The organism is Streptomyces sp. NBC_00005 (assembly GCF_045160215.1).
Classification (GTDB): Bacteria; Actinomycetota; Actinomycetes; order Streptomycetales; family Streptomycetaceae; genus Streptomyces.
The window spans coordinates 9,078,204-9,094,887 of record NZ_CP108316.1 but is presented as its reverse complement, the minus strand read 5'-3'; the positions used below and the strand labels follow the sequence as shown (position 1 = coordinate 9,094,887).

Below are 16,684 nucleotides of genomic sequence, written 5' to 3'. Positions count from 1 at the left end.
GCGGAGCACCGGGACAGCGTCCCCGCCCAGCGCGGCCAGGGGAGTTGGAGCGCCGGGAACGCGCACGCGGCAACCGGCCGACCGGGCTCGCCACCCGCCGGCTGAAGCGGGTGCACGCGCACGGCCGCTACGACGCCGAGTGCGACACCATCCGCTCCAGCGCTCGCGAATGCGCCCTGTACATCAGGGAGTTCCTGCCCGGCCACCCCCGACCGACCGCGTTCGGACGACTCCGATCCGCCCGCTGAGCTCACACCCTCCGGCGCTCGTCAGCCGACCGTGTTCATGAAGTCCAGCATCCGCCGGTTGACTTCGTCCGCGTGATCGATCTGCGGTCCATGGCCGGTGTTCGAGACGATCTCGGCCCGGGCGCCCGGCACCAGGCGCGGCACCCGCTCCACCTGCCGCTGCGGATGCAGGATGAGGCTTCGCCTGCCGAGCACCAGATAGAGCGGGGTGCGTACGGTGGACAGTTCGGCGCCGGACAGGGGCAGCGGAGCCGGGCGTCGGATGCGGTAGGCGCGCACGGCCAGCCTGATCATCGAGCGCAGTTCCGGCACGATCAGGACCGGTTGCTCGAGCCAGCGGGCCAGTCGCGGACGCAGCGCCTTGGGAGCGGAGGTCGCGAACAGGCTCACGAAGATCCAGGCGAAGAAACGCAGTCCGACCTTCTCCAGACCGCCGGGGTCGAGCAGGGTGACCGAGGCGAGGCGTTCGGGCCTGCGGTGCGCCTGGTTCAGGGCGAGCCATCCGCCGTACGAGGAACCGACGAGGTGGACGCGGTCCAGGCCGAGTTCGGCGAGTGTCTCGTCGAGCCACTGCGCGGCGTGTTCCGGCTGGCGAAGGGGCTCGCGCTGCACGCTGCGGCCCGGATCGCCGGGGGTGTCGATGGCGTAGACGGGCCGTTCGGCGCCGAGCGCGGCGGTGTTCGGGTACCACATGGCGGAGCAGCTGCCGGCGCCGTGCACGAGGACGACCGGGGTGCGGGACTCGCCCGCCGGGTCGGCGGGGCCGTACCGGTAGACGTGCGTCGTACCGAAGCCGGTCTCCACGTCCGTTTCCTCGGCGGCCCGCGCCCCCATGGCGTACACGGCGTCGCAGGCGGCGAAGTAGCGGTCGCGCAGCTCGTCGTCGACGTACCGCCCGACGTCGGGCCGGGCACGGTCGCGGGTCGTGGTCTCGGGCACGGGCGGCCACCTCCAGAAGTGATCCCCTGTTCGTGGTACGACCGTATCACTTAATTGATACAGCTGTACCATGACCCTGGCGCGGCCCGGCGAGAGGCCCGGTCGACCGGACCGAGGGCGAGGCAGGACCCATGCCGAAGCGCGTGGACCACGCAGAACGACGTACCGAGATCGCCGAGGCGCTCGTCCGGGTCGCCGGGCGACGCGGGCTGCACGCCGTGGGGATGCGCGATGTGGCAGCCGAGGCCGATGTGTCGCTGCGGCTGGTGCAGTACTACTTCGAGACCAAGGAGAAGCTGCTGCTCTTCGGCCTCCAGCTGCTGGCGGAGAGGTTCGGCGAGCGGGTCGCCGCGCGAGTCGCTGCGGCGGGGGACGGCCCGGACCCGCGCGCGGTGGTGGAGGCGCTGCTCATGGAGGCGTTGCCGACCGACGAGGAGAGCCGCACCTTCCACCTGCTCTACACCTCGTACGCCGTGCTGGCCATGACGGACGAGGCGCTGGCCGCCCAGCCCTTCATCAGGAACCCGGATGCCGCCGAGCAGGCCCTGACCGCGCTTCTGCGACAGGCCGAGGAAGCAGGCCTCCTGTACCCCGGTGCCGAGGCGCGGCTGGAGGCGGTCAGCCTGCTCGCCATCTCCGCGGGGCTCGGCAGCAGCGTCCTCGTCGGTCAGCGCAGCCCGGAGGCGGCCGGCGAAGTGCTGCGCCACCAACTGGACCGGATCTTCCAGGGCACGGCTCGTTGACCGTTCGGTGCCGTTCGCTGCTCAGCCGGCAGGGACGGCGTACTGCTTGACGAGTTCGTACGACCGCAGGCGCTCGGCCAGCGCGTGGACCGGCGTCACCAGCATGAGTTCGTCGGCGCCGGTCAGGTCCACCAGGTCCGTCAGGTGCTGCGCGACGGTGTCGGGCGAGCCGTGTGCCTGGTGGGCGCGGAAGCTCGTCAGCGCCCGCGTCTCCTGCGCGGTGAACGGGTGGGTGGCTGCCTCTTCCGGCGTGGGGAAGGGAAAGTCACCGCGCCCCTTGAGGAGGCCGACCTTGACGACGTCCATCGGGCCCGCGAGCCAGGCCGCCTCCTTCTGCGTCTCGGCGCACACGGTTTCCACGCCGATCAGCACGCGGGGGCGCGCGCACCAGCGGGAGGGGGAGAAACGCTCTCGGTAGTGATCGAGCGCGGCGAGGGTGTTTTCGGGACGGATGTGATGGGCGAAGGCGATCGGAAGTCCGAGTTCCGCGGCGAGCGCCGCACCGGCCGTGCTCGAGGACAGCAGCCACGGCTCCGGGAGCGGGCCGAGCGCGACCTCGTCCACCAGGAGACGCAGGATCGCCGACACGTCGTCCCGGTACTCGTCGTCCGTCGTCGGTCCGGCCCCACGGCGCAGGGCCCGCGCCGTCGGCTCGTCGAAGGTGCCCGGGCCACGGCCGATGCCCAGGTCGATCCGGCCGGAGTGCAGTGCGGCCAGCGTGCCGAACTGCTCCGCGAGCATGATCGGGGCGTGGTTGGGGGCGAGAACGCCCCCGGAACCGAGGCGGACGGACGACGTCGACGCGGCCGCGTGCGCGGTCAGGACCACAGGCGGAAACGCTCCGATGGCCGGGGAATGGTGATGCTCGGCGTACCAGAGCCGCAGGTAGCCGAGGTCCTCGATACGCCGGGCGAACTCGGTGGTGTCCCGCAACGTGTCTGCGGCCCGTGCTCCCGACTGGACCATGGCCACTTCGAGCGCGCCGATCGGAACGGTGATCATCCGGTCAGTATAAGAAGCGGACGTCGGCCGGCCGGGCACCACGGGCTTCGAACAGCGGGCGCTGACACGGAAGTTGGGCCGCGGAAGTGGGTCACGGAAGTCGGGTTGACGCCGCATACCCCCTTGGCCCGGCACGTCCCATGCCCAACACTGATCCAATGACGCAGCGTGTGGAGCTCGCGACCGTGATGGACCGGCTGGCCGTGGACGAAGTGGTCACCGACTATGCGGTGGCCGTGGACGACGGTGACTGGAAGGCGTACCTGGGGCTGTTCACGCCCGACGGGCGCGCGGACTACCGCTCGGCCGGCGGCATAGAGGGCGGCGCGGGGACGGTCGCCGAGTGGCTCGCCGAGAGCATGCGGCTGTTTCCGATGCGGCAGCATCTGATCGTCAACCGCCGGGTGCGGTTCGGGAGCCTGGAGCAGGACACCGGCGACACCGCGCGCGTGCAGGCCGACTACGTCAATCCCATGCGGTTCGCGTCGGACGGAGACGAATCAGCCGCTCCCGACTTCGTGTGCGGCGGCCGCTACGCCTTCGGGCTGCTGCGGACGCACGACGGCTGGCGGCTGCGCGAGGTCGTCGTACAGGAGAAGTGGCGCCGCCTCCCCGAGCCGCACGCGGCTCCCGTGGCCGACTGATCCGGGACCCTCTGTCCACGATCATCGAAAGCACGCACACTGGAGACAGCCGCTGCGTTGGGAGGCGCCGTGTGAAGACGTTCGGTCACTGGCTCGCCTCCCCATGGCGGCGCTCGGCGATCGCCGCACTGGCGGGCGCCCTTCCCGTGCTCGCGTTTCCCGCCCCGTCGCTGTGGTGGTTCGCCTACGTCGCCCTGGTCCCGTGGATCGTCCTGATCCGCTCCGCGCCGACCGGGAGACGAGCGGCCTACGACGGCTGGTGCGGCGGGTTCGGCTACCTGGTGGCCGTGCACCACTGGCTGCTGCCGAGCCTGAACGTGTTCATCTTCCTGATAGCCGCGCTGCTGGGCGCCCTGTGGGCCCCGTGGGGCTGGCTCGTGCGGCGCTTCCTCGGCGGGATACCCGGGCCCGGCCGGGGCGTGGCCGCCCTTCTCGTGCTGCCGTCGGCGTGGCTGGCGGTCGAGCTCGTCCGCTCCTGGCAGGGACTGGGCGGTCCGTGGGGCATGCTCGGCTCCAGTCAGTGGCAGGTGGAGCCCGCACTGCGGCTCGCCTCGGTCGGCGGGGTGTGGCTGCTCAGCTTCCTGCTGGTGGCCGTCAACATCTCGGTCGCCGTGCTGGTTTCGGTCCGTCAGGCGCGGGTTCCGGCCGTGGCGGGCCTGGTCGCGACCGCCGCCGCGACCTCGGCGGCCTGGGTGTGGTCACCGCGGCCCGACGTCGACGGCCGGACGCGGATAGCGATCGTGCAGCCGGGCATCGTCGACGGCATGGCCAGCGCCGACAAACGCTTCGACCGCGAGGAACAGCTCACCCGGCAGCTCGTCGGACGGGACGTCGACCTGATCGTGTGGGGCGAGAGCAGCGTCGGATTCGACCTCGGCGACCGGCCCGACCTCGCGAGGCGGATCGCGGCCCTCTCGCGCGCGACGGGGGCCGACATCCTGGTCAACGTGGACGCCCGGCGCTCCGACAAGCCCGGCATATACAAGAGTTCGATCCTCGTCGGCCCGGACGGCCTGACCGGCGACCGCTACGACAAGATGCGGCTCGTGCCCTTCGGCGAGTACATCCCGGCCCGCTCGCTGCTCGGCTGGGCGACCTCCGTCGGCAAGGCGGCCGGCGAGGACCGCAGGCGCGGCTCGGAGCAGGTCGTGATGAACGTCGGTCACGGACTGCGCGTCGGGCCGATGGTCTGCTTCGAGACCGCGTTCCCCGACATGAGCCGCCATCTCGCCGAGGACGGCGCCGACGTACTGATCGCCCAGTCGTCGACCTCGACGTTCCAGCACACCTGGGCCCCCGAGCAGCACGCCTCACTGGCCGCGCTGCGCGCCGCCGAGACCGGTCGGCCGATGGTGCACGCGACGCTGACGGGCGTCTCGGCCGTCTACGGGCCGAGCGGGCAGCGCCTCGGCAAGTGGCTCGGCACGGACTCCAGCGCCGCGGTGGTGTATGACATACCACTGGCCCACGGCACCACTCCGTACGTCCGCTACGGCGACTGGCCGGTGCAAGGCGCGCTGCTGATCCTCGCCGCGTGGTGCGCGAGCGAGGGCGTACGGGCCGTCCGGCTCAGGCGGGCCGGTCCTGAACCGCACGCACCACCCGCTCGCACAGTTCGTGAGTCGCCAGTGCGTCCCGGGCGCTGAGCACCTTGCCCGCGCGCACGGCGTCGAGGAAGGCCAGCACCGCCTGTTCGATGCCGCGCTGCCGGGCCACCGGCACCCAGTCGCCGCGCCGCCGCACGGTCGGCTGGCCCTTGTGGTCGATCACCTCGGCGAGGTTGAGCACCTGACGCTTGGTGTCCTGCCCGGACACCTCGAGGATCTCCTCGGCCGAACCGCTGAGCCGGTTCATCACACCCAGCGCGGTGAAGCCGTCCCCGGCCAGCTGCAGCACGACGTGGTGCAGCAGCCCGTCCTGCACGCGCGCGCGTACCGTCACGTCGTCGACGGGCCCGGGCGCCAGGAAGCGCAGCGTGTCCACGACGTGGATGAAGTCGTCGAGGATCATCGCGCGCGGCTCCTCCGGCAGCCCGATCCGGTTCTTCTGCATGAGGATCAGCTCGCGCGGATGCTCGGCGCACTGCGCGTACCCGGGGGCGTATCGGCGGTTGAAGCCGACATTGAGCGAGACCTCGCGCTCCTCGGCGAGCGTCACCAGCCGCTCGGAGTCGGCGAGTTCGTAGGCGAGCGGCTTGTCGACGTAGGTCGGCACGCCCGCCTCCAGGAGCCGGCTCACGATCTCCGGGTGCACGGCGGTGGGCGCGTGCACGAAGGCGGCGTCGAGGTCCTGGGCGAGCAACGCGTCCAGGGTGGCGTGCCGATGGTCCGCCGGAAGGTGGAGGTTGTCGCCGACCCGGTCGAGCGTCGCCGGCGTGCGGGTCTGCAGATGCAGCTCGACCCCGGCCAGTCCGCCGAGCACCGGAAGGTAGGCCTTCTGCGCGATGTCGCCGAGTCCGATGCAGCCGACCTTCACGGGGTGTTCTCCTCTAGGGGTTGCCTGCCGGGGTCCTGTCGGAAGCATACGGCCGCTGCGGGGGCCGCCAGCCGGCGACCGAATCGAAGCTGCGCAGGAGGAGCGCGGGTACCGCCTTGGACAGTGCGGCGATCGCGGTGTCGCGTACGGCGATCGCGGCGCGGTTGCCCGTCATGTTGAGACGGGCCGCCTTGACGGACTGCCGGGCGACCGCGGTCGTACGAGGCAGGCGGGCCGCCGTGTAGGCGGCGAGGTCGTCGCAGTGGTGGGCGAGCACGATCGCGTCCTCGATGGCCTGGTTGCCGCCCTGCCCCAGCATGGGTGGCATGGCGTGCGCGGCGTCGCCGAGGAGGGCGACCCGGCCGCGATGGAAGGCGGGCAGGGGCTCGGCGAGGTGGTGCACGTCGTGGCGCAGGACGTCCTCGGGGCGGGCGGCGGCGAGGACGGCGGGGATCGGGTCGTGCCAGTCGCCGAAGCGGCGCAGCAGTTCGGCCTTCTCGTCGTCGGCCGCCCGCTCGCCGGCCGGGACGACGGCAGCGGCGTACGCGTAGATGCGGCCGTCCTTGAGGGGTTGCGTGCCCCAGAGTCTGCCCCTCCCCCAGGTCTCGTGCGGGGCGAACTCGACGCCGGGCACCGGGATGACGACCCGCCACGTGGTGAACCCGGAGTAGACGGGCCCCGGGTGCTCCGGGAACAGCGACCGGCGTACGGCGGAGTGGATGCCGTCCGCCGCCACGACGAGCTCGGCCTCCCACTCGCCGTCGGGCGTGCTCACGCGGGCGGGCCGGTCGGCGTCGCCGGGGTCGACGAGGGTCGCGGCGGCGGCCGTACGGACGGCATCCTTCGGGAGCTGCGCGGCGAGGGCGGCGACGAGGGTGGCCCGGTGCAGCAGGACGATCGGGCCGCCGAAGCGCTCGGCCGCCGCGTCGGCACTGGAGCGGGAGAGCCAGCGCCCGCCCGGGGTGCGCAGTCCGCCGTCCCCCTGCCAGGCGGCGAGGTCGCGGATCTCGTCGCCGAGCCCGATGACGTCCAGGGCGCGCAGGGAGTTGGGGGCGAGCGAGATGGCGGCGCCGACCGGGTCCAGAGAGCCCGCTCGTTCCAGCACGGTGACCTGGCGGCCGCGCTGGTGCAGGGCTACTGCGGCGGTCAGGCCGCCTATTCCGCCGCCGATCACGACGGCTCGTTCAGTGGAATGTGACATGGCACTTGCGGTGGTATGTGACATGGCACTCCCTCTCGCCACCTGACTCACTACACATGTAGTGCCGCTCCCCACCACCGTACTACAGCCGTAGTACACCCGATAGATTGACTTCCATGCCGACCTCCCCACCCGACCGCTCCGCCGGCGCCACCGCCTCCACCACCGCCACGACCTCCACCGCCACCACCACCACCACCTCCCGCACCGACCTGGTCGCCGACACCGCCCTCGCCCTGCTCGCGGAACGTGGCATGCGCGGCCTCACCCACCGGGCGGTCGACGAGGTGGCCGGGCTCCCCCAGGGCTCCACGTCGAACCTCGCGCGGACCCGGCAGGCGCTCCTGGAGTTGGCGGTGCGACGGCTGGCCGAACGCGAGGCGCGGGTGCTGGCGCTGGACGAGATGCCGGACCCGGCGGCCGGTCTCGCCTCCCTCGTCGACGCACTCGCGCTGGCGACGCACCGCGCCCTGACCCGCAACCGCGAACTGACGCTCGCCCGCTACGAACTGGCCCTGGAGGCGACCCGACGCCCCGAGCTGCGCGCGTACTTCGACGCGGCCGGTGCCCGCTTCCGCGACCAGCTCACCGGCATGGTCACGGCGATGGGCTCGACCGACCCGGCACGGCACGCGTTGTCGCTGGTGGCCTGGGCGGACGGGCTGATGTTCTCCTGCGTGGCCGGGTCGTTCAGCACACAGGCTCCGAGCCTGGAGGACGTACGGGCAGGGCTGCGGGAGCTGTTGGACGGGATGCTCGGCGGCTGAAAACTCCTGGTGGGATCGGATGCGTCGGGAAAGGATGCAGTCATGACCACCGAACGCCGTGAACCCGCGACCGACGCCGACGAGCGCACCATGCTGGAGGGCTGGCTCGACTACCACCGGCAGACTCTCGCGCTCAAGTGCGAGGGACTGACCGACGCCCAGCTCAGAACCGCCTCCGTGCCGCCGTCGTCACTGTCCCTGATGGGGCTCGTGCGGCACCTGGCGGAGTGCGAGCGGGGCTGGTTCCGCAAGGTCCTCGTGAACGACGACCCGGGCCCGATCTACTACAGCGACGAGGACCCGGACGGCGAGTTCCATCTCACGGACGCGGACACCTGGGACGAGGCGTATGCCACCTGGCAGGCCGAGATCGACGTCGCCCGGGCCAACGCGGCCCGCTTCGGTCTGGACGACACTTCCGAGGGCAAGAGCCGGCGCACCGGTGAGCGGTTCAACCTGCGTTGGATCTACACCCACATGATCGAGGAGTACGCCCGCCACAACGGCCACGCAGACCTGCTCCGCGAGGGCATCGACGGCGCCACGGGCGACTGACGTCACCCGCACCGGGTGCGCGGCCTCCGTACGGGGCGGGAGATCACCCGTGCGGGGCATCCTCCGCTTGTCCGCTGTCCCCCGGGCCGCCGGACCCGACATTGTTGCGCGGGTGCATCGAACGACGACCACCGCAACGCTCCTGGTCACCGTGGCCGTCTCGGCCCTCTCCGGCTGTGTGACGGTCCAGCGCCCGCCCGTGTCCGGCCCGCCACCGGCGACACCGTCCCGGCCGTCGGCGCCGCGCGCGGACCGTGACGGGGAGCCGCAGATCGTGCAGGCGCCGGTCCACGAGGCGCTGGAGATGATCGGCCCGTCCCGGCCGGCGGAGCCGAGGACACCGCAGCGGCACGGTGCGTCGGCCGCTGCCACGGCTCCCGCCCCGGCCGAGCAGCCGACGTCGCCTCACTCCGGTCAGCGGTCCCGTCCCCGGGCGGGGCATCCGAAGTCCGGGCACCACGGGCAGCCACTCGTCGACGTCCCGGACCTGTCCGGGTCGGTGCCGAAGGACACGGACGTGTGCGCCCTCGGCAGGACGTACGGGGGCTGGCAGGCGGGCAGTCCGGAGGCGGCCATCTGCGAGCAGACGTACGGGCGTTGAGGCGGTTGTAGCCCCTCCTGCCCTGTCCGGCCCGTCCGGCTAGGGCCGCTGGCGGGGCGGGCCCCACCGCCCGTCGCCGTCTCGACCGTCCTCCCCCAGCCGCAGTTCCAACCGCGCGATGGCCGCCCGCACCCCGTCCCCGTAACTGTCGTCCCCCAGCGCCTCGGCCGCGTCCCGGGCGCGGCGCACATGGGTGCGGGCGGCGCCGTTGCGGTCGAGCTTCACGTAGTCGGCCGCGAGGTTCAGATGCAGCGAGGGGTACAGCGCGCGCACCGCGAGCGTGCCCTCGTGTTCGGCGAGGCGGTCGTCGGTGAGTTCCTCGGCGGCCGTCAACGCCCGCAGGTCCCATGACAGTTCGTCCGCGGGGTCGTCCTGGGCGTCGGCCATGTAGTGGGCCAGGGTGCAGCGGTGCAGCGGGTCGCCGTCCTCGCCGATCTCCGCCCACAGCTGGAGGTAGCGGTGCCGGGCCTCCTCGCGGTCGCCCGCGTGATGCAACATCACGACCTGTCCGATCCGCGTCATCACGGCATCCGGCGCCGCCTGCTCCTGTCCCTTGGCCACGCGTCCTCCGCACACTCGCCGGCTGGTCGGCTGTCCTGACCGACGCTAGCCGCCGCCTGGGGCAATCCCCGTCAGGCGGCACCGGGCCGGTTCGGTGCGGAACCGGCCCGGCGGCGGTCAGCCCAGGTTCGGGACGGTCCAGTCGATCGGCTGGTGGCCCTGGCTCGCGACCGCCTCGTTGATCTGCGTGAACGGGCGGGAGCCGAAGAACTTCTTCGCGGACAGCGGCGAGGGGTGCGCGCCCTTGACGACCACATGCCGGGTCTCGTCGATCAGCGGGAGCTTCTTCTGCGCGTAGTTGCCCCAGAGCACGAAGACCGCCGGGTCGGGCCGGTCGGCCACCGCGCGGATCACCGCGTCGGTGAACTTCTCCCAGCCCCGGCCCTTGTGCGAGTTGGCCTCGCCGCCGCGCACCGTGAGCACCGCGTTGAGCAGCAGCACGCCCTGCTGGGCCCACGGCAGCAGATATCCGTTGTCCGGGATCGGCAGGCCCAGCTCCTCCTTCATCTCCTTGTAGATGTTGCGCAGGGAGGGCGGGGTCTTCACGCCGGGCCGGACCGAGAAGCACAGCCCGTGCCCCTGTCCCTCGCCGTGGTACGGGTCCTGGCCGAGGATCAGGACCTTCACCCGGTCGTAGGGCGTGGCGTCCAGCGCGGCGAAGACCTCCTCGCGCGGCGGGTGGACGGGACCCTTTGCCCGCTCCTCCTCGACGAACTCCGTCAGCTCCTTGAAGTAGGGCTGCTGCAGCTCGTCGCCCAGGACCCCGCGCCAGGACTCGGGCAGCATGGCGATGTCGGTCACGTCGACTTCCTTACGATGTGCGGTGAACGGTGGCACTGGATGATGTGTGGTCAGGTCCAGGCCTCAGAACCTACAGGCGGCCACTGACAATCGGTCCGGCCACCGCACAACCCGCCGCTACCAGCTGGTCTTTCGGGACAGCGACCACATCGTCATGATCGTCGACGGATCCAGCGCCTGCTCCGCCCCGGAGATCTCCTCGCTCGCGGCCACGAACTGCTTGCCCTGCCACAGCGGCAGCAGCCGCGCGTCGTTGACGAGGATCTGCTGGGCCTGCTCGAAGTCCGAGACCACGTTGGCGCGGTCGCTCTCGCTGCGGGAACGGGGCAGCAGCACCCCAGTGATCTCGGGCGCCGGATAGGGCGTGCCGAGCGCGTTCTGGTTGCCGACGAACGGTGCGATGAAGTTGTCGGGGTCCGGGAAGTCGGGGGACCAACCGCGCCCGAACACCGGGTACTCGCCCTTCTGGTAGCCCGTCACATACGTCTTCCAGGGACGGCTCTTGAGGGTGATCGTGAAGAGACCGGAGGCCTCCAGTTGGCGCTTGATCTCCGCGAACTCCAGCTTGGTGGAGGAGCCGTAGCGGTCGGTGGTGTACCAGAGCGTGAGCGGCACGCGCTGGGTGATGCCGGCCTCGGTGAGGAACTTGCGGGCCTTGGTGGTGCTGGGGCTGCCGAAGTCGTCGAAGAAGTCGGTGGTGTGGCCGGTCAGTCCCTTGGGGACCATGGAGTACAGCGGCTCGACGGTGTCCCGGTAGACCTTGTGCGCGATCGCGCCGCGGTCGATGACCTGGGCGACGGCCTTGCGAACGGCGGCCTTGTCGGACCACGGGTCCTTGGGGTTGAACACCAGGTAGTTGATCTCGGTGCCGGAGCCCTCGATGAGCTGGAGGTTCCCGCCCGCGTCGTGCTTCTGGAGGTCGACGATGTCGTCGGCGTTGAGGCCGCGGAAGGCGACGTCGAGCTTCTTGTCCTTCAGCGCGGTGACCATCGTGGACGAGTCCTGGAAGTAGCGGATGGTCACCGCGTCGTTCTTGCGCTGGGCGTAGCCCTTGTAGTTGTCGTTCTTGACGAGTTCGGCCCTCTTGCCGTCGTCGTACGCCTGGAGCGTGTACGGCCCGGAGCCGTTGACCTTGTCGTCCTTGCGCAGGGAGCCGGCCGGGTACTCGTCGGGGTCGACGATCGACATGGCGGGCGTCGCGAGGACGAACGGGAAGGTCGCGTCGGGCTTGTTGAGGTGGAAGACGATCTCCCGGTCGCCCAGCGCCTGCACCCGGTCGAGGCTGCCGAGCAGACCGACGGGCCCGCCGTTGACGTTGATCTTCCGGATCCGGTCGATCGAGTACTTGACCGCCTTGGCGTCGAGCACGTGCCCGTCGGAGAACTTCAGGCCCGAGCGCAGCTCGCATCGGTACGTCGTGTTGGAGCTGTCCGAGAAGCGGCAGTTGTCCGCTGCGTCCGGCTGCGGTGTGGTCGCTCCGGAGGGGTAATTGAGCAGCGTCTGGTAAATGTTGCGGAACAGTTCCCAGGACTGGTCCCAGGAGGCGGCGGGATCCAGCGTGCTGGGCGCGCTGGTCGTCCCGACGACGATGGGTCCCTTGTCGTCGGAGGAGTCCGACGAGAGGACGCCGCATCCGGCCACCAGCGACGATATGGACGCGATGGCCGCCACTTGCCGCAGGCATCGGTTCCGGTTGAACACGCGCACGCTCCTCGATCTGCCGTACCAAGGGTCGGCAGACCATACCGCAGTGCCGCGGCGGTTGGACCCTGCTCGCACCCAGGGCGTGATCAGCTCGTTTATGACGACGTTGTCATCTGTCTGAGCGTCTCCTGTACGACGACAAGGGCGCCGTTTCCGTCAAGGAAACGGCGCCCTTGTGTGCCCGATCGTTACGGTCGCAACGGGTCGCGTCAGCCGACGCCGGCGTTCAGGAAGATGCCGCCGTCGACGACGAGCGTCTGGCCGGTGATCCAGTCGGACTGCCCGGAGGTGAGGAACGCGGCGGCCCCGCCGATGTCGGAGGGCACACCGAGACGCGCGAGCGGGTAGCCGGCGGCGGCCTCCGCCTCCCGGCCCTCGTAGAGGGCCTTGGCGAACTGGGTCTTCACCACGGCCGGGGCGATCGCGTTGACCCGCACCTTGGGCGCGAACTCGTGCGCCAGCTGCTGGGTCAGGTTGATCAGCGCGGCCTTGCTGACGCCGTACGCGGCGATGAAGGGCGAAGGCGCGAGGCCCGCCACGGAGGCGATGTTGACGATCGCGCCGCCGTTGTCCTTCTGCCAGGCGTGCCAGGTCTTCTGGGCGAAACCGAGCGCCGAGATCACGTTGGTCTCGAAGACCTTGCGCGCGACGTCCAGGTCGAGGTCGGCGATCGGCCCGAACACCGGGTTCGTACCGGCGTTGTTGACCAGGTAGTCCACGCGGCCGAAGGCCTCCATGGTGCGCGCGACGACCTCGGTCTGGTGGTCCAGGTCGTGCGCCTTGCCGGCCACGCCGATGGCGCGCTCGGCGCCGAGCTTCTCGACGGCCCCCTTGAGGGCGTCCTCGTTGCGGCCGGTGATGACGACGCGGTCGCCGCGGGCGATCAGCGCCTCGGCGACGCCGTAGCCGATGCCGCGGCTGGCGCCGGTGACGACGGCGACCTTGCCGGAGAGTGCGGGCAGTTCAGGCAGTTCGGTCATGGGGTTCGTGATCTCCTAGTCGAGCGGTCCGCCGGCCACGTACAGCACCTGGCCGGAGACGAAGCCGGCCGCCTCGCCCGTGAAGAAGGCGATCGCGTTGGCGATGTCGTCCGGCTCGCCGACCCGCGCCACCGGGATCTGCGTGGCGGCCGCGGCCTTGAAGTCCTCGAAGCCCATGCCCACGCGCGCGGCGGTGGCAGCGGTCATGTCGGTGGCGATGAAGCCGGGGGCGACGGAGTTGGCGGTGATGCCGAACTTGCCGAGTTCCTTGGCGAGGGTCTTGGTGAAGCCCTGCAGACCGGCCTTGGCGGCCGAGTAGTTGACCTGGCCGCGGTTGCCGAGGGCCGAGGACGAGGAGAGGTTGACGATACGGCCGAAGCCCGCGTCGACCATGTGCTTCTGGACGGCCTTCGACATCAGGAAGGCACCGCGCAGGTGGACGTTCATGACGGTGTCCCAGTCGGCGACGCTCATCTTGAACAGCAGGTTGTCGCGCAGCACGCCCGCGTTGTTGACGAGGATCGTCGGCGCGCCCAGCTCCGCGGCCACGCGCGCGACGGCGGCCTCGACCTGCGCCTCGTCCGAGACGTCCGCGCCGACCGCGAGGGCCTTGCCGCCCGCCGCGGTGATCTTCTCCACGGTGTCCTTGCAGGCGGCCTCGTCGAGGTCGATCACGGCGACCGCACGGCCCTCGGCGGCCAGTCGTACGGCGGTGGCGGCGCCGATGCCCCGCGCACCGCCGGTGACCACGGCGACCCGCTGCTCAGTGGTGGACATTGCTCGTTCTCCTCGCCCTTGAGAAAGTACGCCCGCTTGGTGAGCGACCGCTTAGTACCTTCGGCAGACGTGACGCTAGAAGGCCTGGCACTCGGTGTCAACGGCACGCGGCGCGGGTGTGATCCATTACCTCACCAGCAGCTCGAGCAGGCGCTCCGTCTCGGCCGCCGGATCGGCGGTGAGCCCAGTGTGCACCGGTCCGGGCTGGACGACCGTGGAGCGCGGCGCAATCAGCCAGCGGAAGCGCCGTCCGGCGTCGTCGCCCGCGGCCCGACCCGCCGCTTCCCCGCCGCCACACACGCTCTCGACGGCCCGCAGGGCGGCCCGGACACCCGCGACATCCGCCTCCGGGTCGAGGGCCAGGAGCCGCTCCTCGTCGAGATGGGTCCGGGCGCCGACGTAGGCCTTTGCGCGGCAGTAGACGAGCACGCCGGCGTTGATGCACTCGCCGCGCTCGACACGCGGTACGACGCGCAGGAGGGCGTACTCGTAGACGTCCCGGTCGCCGCCCTGCCCGCCGCGGATGATGTGCCGCTCGACCACGGAGCCGGCCATGTGGATGTGGCGCTCGCTCACTTGCCCTCCTCGATTCCGGTGACGCGCTCGTGGACGACGGCGGCCCGTGCCAGCAGTGGGCGGGCGTAGGCCCGCCGGAGGTCGTCCGGTGTGTCGAAGCCGGGCTCGTCGGCCAGCCAGGCGTCCGGGATCTCGGCGGTGACCTCGGTGAGGAGCTCCTCGGTGATGCGGGGGGCCAACTCGGCGGCGGCGCCCGCGAGTTCGGGGCCGAAGCGGGCGAGTGCGTGGTCCGAGGCGTCGTAGGAACGGCCCGCGGAGGCCTCGGCGCCGGGCCAGTTGTGGTGCCAGATCATGGTGGCGCCATGGTCGATGAGCCACGGATCGCCGTGCCACATCAGCAGGTTGGGGTTGCGCCAGGAGCGGTCGACGTTGTTCACCAGCGCGTCGAACCAGACGATCCGGCCTGCCTCCTCGGGGCTCACCGCGAAGGCGAGCGGGTCGAAGCCGAGGGCGCCGGAGAGGAAGCCCATGCCCAGGTTGGTGCCGCCGCTGGACCTCAGCAGTTCCTGCACCTGCTGGTCCGGCTCGCCGAGCCCCAGCACCGGGTCGAGGTCGAGGGTCACCAGGCGCGGCACCCGGAAGCCGAGCCGGCGCGCGAGCTCACCGCAGACGACCTCCGCGACCAGTGTCTTGCGGCCCTGTCCCGCGCCGGTGAACTTCATGACGTATGTCCCGAAGTCGTCCGCCTCGACGAGTCCCGGCAGCGAGCCGCCCTCACGCAGGGGCGTGATGTAGCGGGTCGCGATCACTTCCTTGAGCATCGCCCCAGGTTACTGGGGCACCGGCGGCCCCAGGGCGCGCGGTGCGCCGACATCGACAGCAAAGCGACAGCGTGCTTTTACCCACCTCTGGGCTCTGACGGACCAGGCTCTCGACCACGTCTGAACACCGGGTGCCCGGCGCCCGTACCCCTGTACAGATCCACGAAACATGCCATGGAAGGGAACGTCGCATGACCAGCGAATCGCTTCAGCCCACCGGGGAACCGGCACGCCGTACCGTCATGGCGGCGGTGGGCGCGGCGGGACTCGCCGTCGCGCTGACCGCGTGCGGATCCTCGGACGACGACTCCTCCTCCGGCACCTCGGACACCCAGGCCGGCGCGAACGCGTCGACCGGCGGCGACTCGGGAGCGAGTGCGAGCAGCAGTGCCTCCTCCGGCTCCGGCGGCGGCACGGCCCTGGCGAAGACCTCCGACATCCCCGAGGGCGGCGGAAAGATCTTCAAGGACCCGGCCGTGGTGGTCACGCAGCCCGCGTCGGGGAGCTTCAAGGCCTTCTCGACCAAGTGTCCGCACGCGGGCTGCGCCGTGAGCAGCATCGCCAACGGCGCCATAGTCTGCCCGTGCCACGGCAGCCAGTTCTCGGTCGAGGACGGCAGCGTGAAGAAGGGTCCGGCGACGTCCGGGCTCACCGCCCAGAACGTCACCGTGAGCGGGGACTCGATCACGCTGGCGTGACCCGTGCACGCCGGGGCCGTTTGAAACAGCCCAGCACCTCGTCCGTGGTCGCGACCGTAGCGACCAATGCGAGGGTGTGACGGATCATCGCGGGGGTGTACTCGGCGGGCACCCCCGCGATGGCGTCGGCGGGCACGACGGCGGTGTAGCCGCGGTTGACGGCGTCGAAGACGGCGTTCGGGATCGCCACGTTGGCCGAGACACCGGTCACGACCAGCGTGCGGCAGCCCAGGTTGCGCAGCAGCGCGTCGACGTCGGTGCCCTGGATCGGGGACAGTCCGTGCAGACGTCGTACGACGAAGTCCTCCTCGGCGACCTCGATCGGGGCCGCCACGCGGACGGCCGCGGTGCCGGACAGCTGCTGGACGGGGAGGCGTTCGGCGGCGCGGAAGAGGCGGGCGTTGTGGTTCGCGCCGCGGCCGTCCGGGCGGCGCTCGGCGATCGCGTGGACGACCTGGATCCCGGTCTCGTGCGCGGCCGCCACCAGCCGGGCGACGTTGGCGAGGGCTCCCGAGGAGCGGGCCTGGTGGGCCAGTTCGGGCAGCGCACTGTCCGGTCCGACGACCCCCTGCTGGCACTCGACGGTCAGCAGCACGGTGGCCGCCGGGTCGAGGAGTTCGCTGAGCTGTTCGTACGACGGCACGGGTCCCC

20 protein-coding genes are annotated in these 16,684 nt (G+C 71.1%); 8 read left to right on the top strand and 12 right to left on the bottom strand.

Features of this window, described 5'->3' with window-relative positions; all coding sequences use genetic code 11:
• Positions 1-44 precede the first annotated feature (44 nt).
• Positions 45-248 carry a hypothetical protein gene (locus tag OG303_RS41500; RefSeq protein ID WP_405875062.1) on the top strand — a complete coding sequence of 68 codons (204 nt, stop codon included), beginning with the start codon at positions 45-47 and terminating at the stop codon, positions 246-248.
• A gap of 21 nt (positions 249-269) precedes the next feature.
• Here OG303_RS41500 and OG303_RS41495 read toward each other — a convergent pair whose 3' ends face one another.
• Positions 270-1,187 carry an alpha/beta fold hydrolase gene (locus OG303_RS41495; protein WP_405875061.1) on the bottom strand — a complete coding sequence of 306 codons (918 nt, stop codon included), beginning with the start codon at positions 1,185-1,187 and terminating at the stop codon, positions 270-272.
• A 131-nt stretch (positions 1,188-1,318) separates the two neighbouring features.
• Between OG303_RS41495 and OG303_RS41490 the strand changes: the two genes are divergently transcribed.
• A complete protein-coding gene (locus OG303_RS41490) occupies positions 1,319-1,930 on the top strand; it encodes a TetR/AcrR family transcriptional regulator (RefSeq protein WP_405875060.1) in 612 nt (203 codons plus the stop codon).
• Positions 1,931-1,951: 21 nt separating this feature from the next.
• Here the strand turns inward: OG303_RS41490 and OG303_RS41485 are convergent, their stop codons facing one another.
• Positions 1,952-2,932 carry an LLM class flavin-dependent oxidoreductase gene (locus OG303_RS41485; RefSeq protein ID WP_405875059.1) on the bottom strand — a complete coding sequence of 327 codons (981 nt, stop codon included), beginning with the start codon at positions 2,930-2,932 and terminating at the stop codon, positions 1,952-1,954.
• 158 nt (positions 2,933-3,090) lie between these two features.
• Here OG303_RS41485 and OG303_RS41480 point away from each other — a divergent pair, with 158 nt between their 5' ends.
• A complete protein-coding gene (locus tag OG303_RS41480) occupies positions 3,091-3,576 on the top strand; it encodes a nuclear transport factor 2 family protein (protein ID WP_405875058.1) in 486 nt (161 codons plus the stop codon).
• 71 nt (positions 3,577-3,647) lie between these two features.
• The gene (gene lnt, locus OG303_RS41475; protein ID WP_405875057.1) at positions 3,648-5,222 is read left to right on the top strand and encodes an apolipoprotein N-acyltransferase; all 1,575 of its coding nucleotides are present in this window, start codon (positions 3,648-3,650) and stop codon (positions 5,220-5,222) included.
• On the opposite strand, the gene OG303_RS41470 is transcribed toward lnt, so the two are convergent.
• Both OG303_RS41470 and OG303_RS41465 read right to left on the bottom strand, forming a co-directional pair.
• On the bottom strand, positions 5,146-6,051 hold the full coding sequence (locus tag OG303_RS41470) for a Gfo/Idh/MocA family protein (RefSeq protein ID WP_405875056.1): 906 nt from the start codon (positions 6,049-6,051) through the stop codon (positions 5,146-5,148). The genes lnt and OG303_RS41470 overlap by 77 nt on opposite strands.
• A gap of 13 nt (positions 6,052-6,064) precedes the next feature.
• Positions 6,065-7,252 (bottom strand): FAD-dependent monooxygenase, encoded by a 1,188-nt coding sequence (locus OG303_RS41465; RefSeq protein ID WP_405875055.1) that lies wholly within the window; start codon positions 7,250-7,252, stop codon positions 6,065-6,067.
• A 116-nt stretch (positions 7,253-7,368) separates the two neighbouring features.
• On the opposite strand from OG303_RS41465, the gene OG303_RS41460 reads away from it, so the two are divergent.
• From OG303_RS41460 to OG303_RS41450, 3 genes are all read left to right on the top strand, one after another.
• Positions 7,369-8,019 carry a TetR/AcrR family transcriptional regulator gene (locus OG303_RS41460; RefSeq protein ID WP_405875054.1) on the top strand — a complete coding sequence of 217 codons (651 nt, stop codon included), beginning with the start codon at positions 7,369-7,371 and terminating at the stop codon, positions 8,017-8,019.
• A 42-nt stretch (positions 8,020-8,061) separates the two neighbouring features.
• Positions 8,062-8,574, top strand: a complete 513-nt coding sequence (locus OG303_RS41455) for a DinB family protein (protein WP_405875053.1) — start codon at positions 8,062-8,064, stop codon at positions 8,572-8,574.
• Positions 8,575-8,686: 112 nt separating this feature from the next.
• Complete coding sequence (locus tag OG303_RS41450; RefSeq protein ID WP_405875052.1) at positions 8,687-9,175, top strand: hypothetical protein; 489 nt, start codon at positions 8,687-8,689, stop codon at positions 9,173-9,175.
• Between the two features lie 39 nt (positions 9,176-9,214).
• On the opposite strand, the gene OG303_RS41445 is transcribed toward OG303_RS41450, so the two are convergent.
• The 7 genes from OG303_RS41445 to OG303_RS41415 form a co-directional block, all read right to left on the bottom strand.
• Positions 9,215-9,736 (bottom strand): hypothetical protein, encoded by a 522-nt coding sequence (locus tag OG303_RS41445; RefSeq protein WP_405875051.1) that lies wholly within the window; start codon positions 9,734-9,736, stop codon positions 9,215-9,217.
• Between the two features lie 117 nt (positions 9,737-9,853).
• Positions 9,854-10,537 carry a uracil-DNA glycosylase gene (locus OG303_RS41440; protein ID WP_405875050.1) on the bottom strand — a complete coding sequence of 228 codons (684 nt, stop codon included), beginning with the start codon at positions 10,535-10,537 and terminating at the stop codon, positions 9,854-9,856.
• 117 nt (positions 10,538-10,654) lie between these two features.
• Complete coding sequence (locus OG303_RS41435) at positions 10,655-12,238, bottom strand: ABC transporter substrate-binding protein (RefSeq protein ID WP_405875049.1); 1,584 nt, start codon at positions 12,236-12,238, stop codon at positions 10,655-10,657.
• A gap of 212 nt (positions 12,239-12,450) precedes the next feature.
• Positions 12,451-13,221 carry an SDR family oxidoreductase gene (locus tag OG303_RS41430; protein WP_405875048.1) on the bottom strand — a complete coding sequence of 257 codons (771 nt, stop codon included), beginning with the start codon at positions 13,219-13,221 and terminating at the stop codon, positions 12,451-12,453.
• A 15-nt stretch (positions 13,222-13,236) separates the two neighbouring features.
• On the bottom strand, positions 13,237-13,998 hold the full coding sequence (gene fabG / locus OG303_RS41425) for a 3-oxoacyl-ACP reductase FabG (RefSeq protein WP_405875047.1): 762 nt from the start codon (positions 13,996-13,998) through the stop codon (positions 13,237-13,239).
• A 126-nt stretch (positions 13,999-14,124) separates the two neighbouring features.
• Positions 14,125-14,574, bottom strand: coding sequence for a DUF3037 domain-containing protein (locus tag OG303_RS41420; RefSeq protein ID WP_405875046.1), 450 nt, complete (start codon positions 14,572-14,574; stop codon positions 14,125-14,127).
• The gene (locus OG303_RS41415; protein WP_405875045.1) at positions 14,571-15,335 is read right to left on the bottom strand and encodes a HipA family kinase; all 765 of its coding nucleotides are present in this window, start codon (positions 15,333-15,335) and stop codon (positions 14,571-14,573) included. Before OG303_RS41415 ends, OG303_RS41420 begins: the two co-directional genes overlap by 4 nt.
• A 191-nt stretch (positions 15,336-15,526) precedes the next feature.
• Here OG303_RS41415 and OG303_RS41410 point away from each other — a divergent pair, with 191 nt between their 5' ends.
• Entirely contained in the window at positions 15,527-16,033 is a 507-nt protein-coding gene (locus tag OG303_RS41410; RefSeq protein WP_405875044.1) for a Rieske (2Fe-2S) protein, read from the top strand.
• On the opposite strand, the gene OG303_RS41405 is transcribed toward OG303_RS41410, so the two are convergent.
• A complete protein-coding gene (locus OG303_RS41405) occupies positions 16,020-16,676 on the bottom strand; it encodes a cysteine hydrolase (RefSeq protein WP_405875043.1) in 657 nt (218 codons plus the stop codon). The two genes, OG303_RS41410 and OG303_RS41405, sit on opposite strands and share 14 nt — an antisense overlap.
• Between the last annotated feature and the right edge of the window lie 8 nt (positions 16,677-16,684).

Excerpts from the sequence above, each read along its gene's own strand:
- OG303_RS41490 (WP_405875060.1), top strand. The coding sequence starts at position 1,319 with ATGCCGAAGCGCGTGGACCACGCAGAACGACGTACCGAGATCGCCGAG.
- OG303_RS41485 (WP_405875059.1), bottom strand. The coding sequence starts at position 2,932 with ATGATCACCGTTCCGATCGGCGCGCTCGAAGTGGCCATGGTCCAGTCG.
- OG303_RS41480 (WP_405875058.1), top strand. The coding sequence starts at position 3,091 with ATGACGCAGCGTGTGGAGCTCGCGACCGTGATGGACCGGCTGGCCGTG.
- OG303_RS41465 (WP_405875055.1), bottom strand. The coding sequence starts at position 7,252 with ATGTCACATTCCACTGAACGAGCCGTCGTGATCGGCGGCGGAATAGGC.
- OG303_RS41460 (WP_405875054.1), top strand. The coding sequence starts at position 7,369 with ATGCCGACCTCCCCACCCGACCGCTCCGCCGGCGCCACCGCCTCCACC.
- OG303_RS41455 (WP_405875053.1), top strand. The coding sequence starts at position 8,062 with ATGACCACCGAACGCCGTGAACCCGCGACCGACGCCGACGAGCGCACC.
- OG303_RS41430 (WP_405875048.1), bottom strand. The coding sequence starts at position 13,221 with ATGACCGAACTGCCTGAACTGCCCGCACTCTCCGGCAAGGTCGCCGTC.
- fabG (WP_405875047.1), bottom strand. The coding sequence starts at position 13,998 with ATGTCCACCACTGAGCAGCGGGTCGCCGTGGTCACCGGCGGTGCGCGG.
- OG303_RS41415 (WP_405875045.1), bottom strand. The coding sequence starts at position 15,335 with ATGCTCAAGGAAGTGATCGCGACCCGCTACATCACGCCCCTGCGTGAG.
- OG303_RS41410 (WP_405875044.1), top strand. The coding sequence starts at position 15,527 with ATGACCAGCGAATCGCTTCAGCCCACCGGGGAACCGGCACGCCGTACC.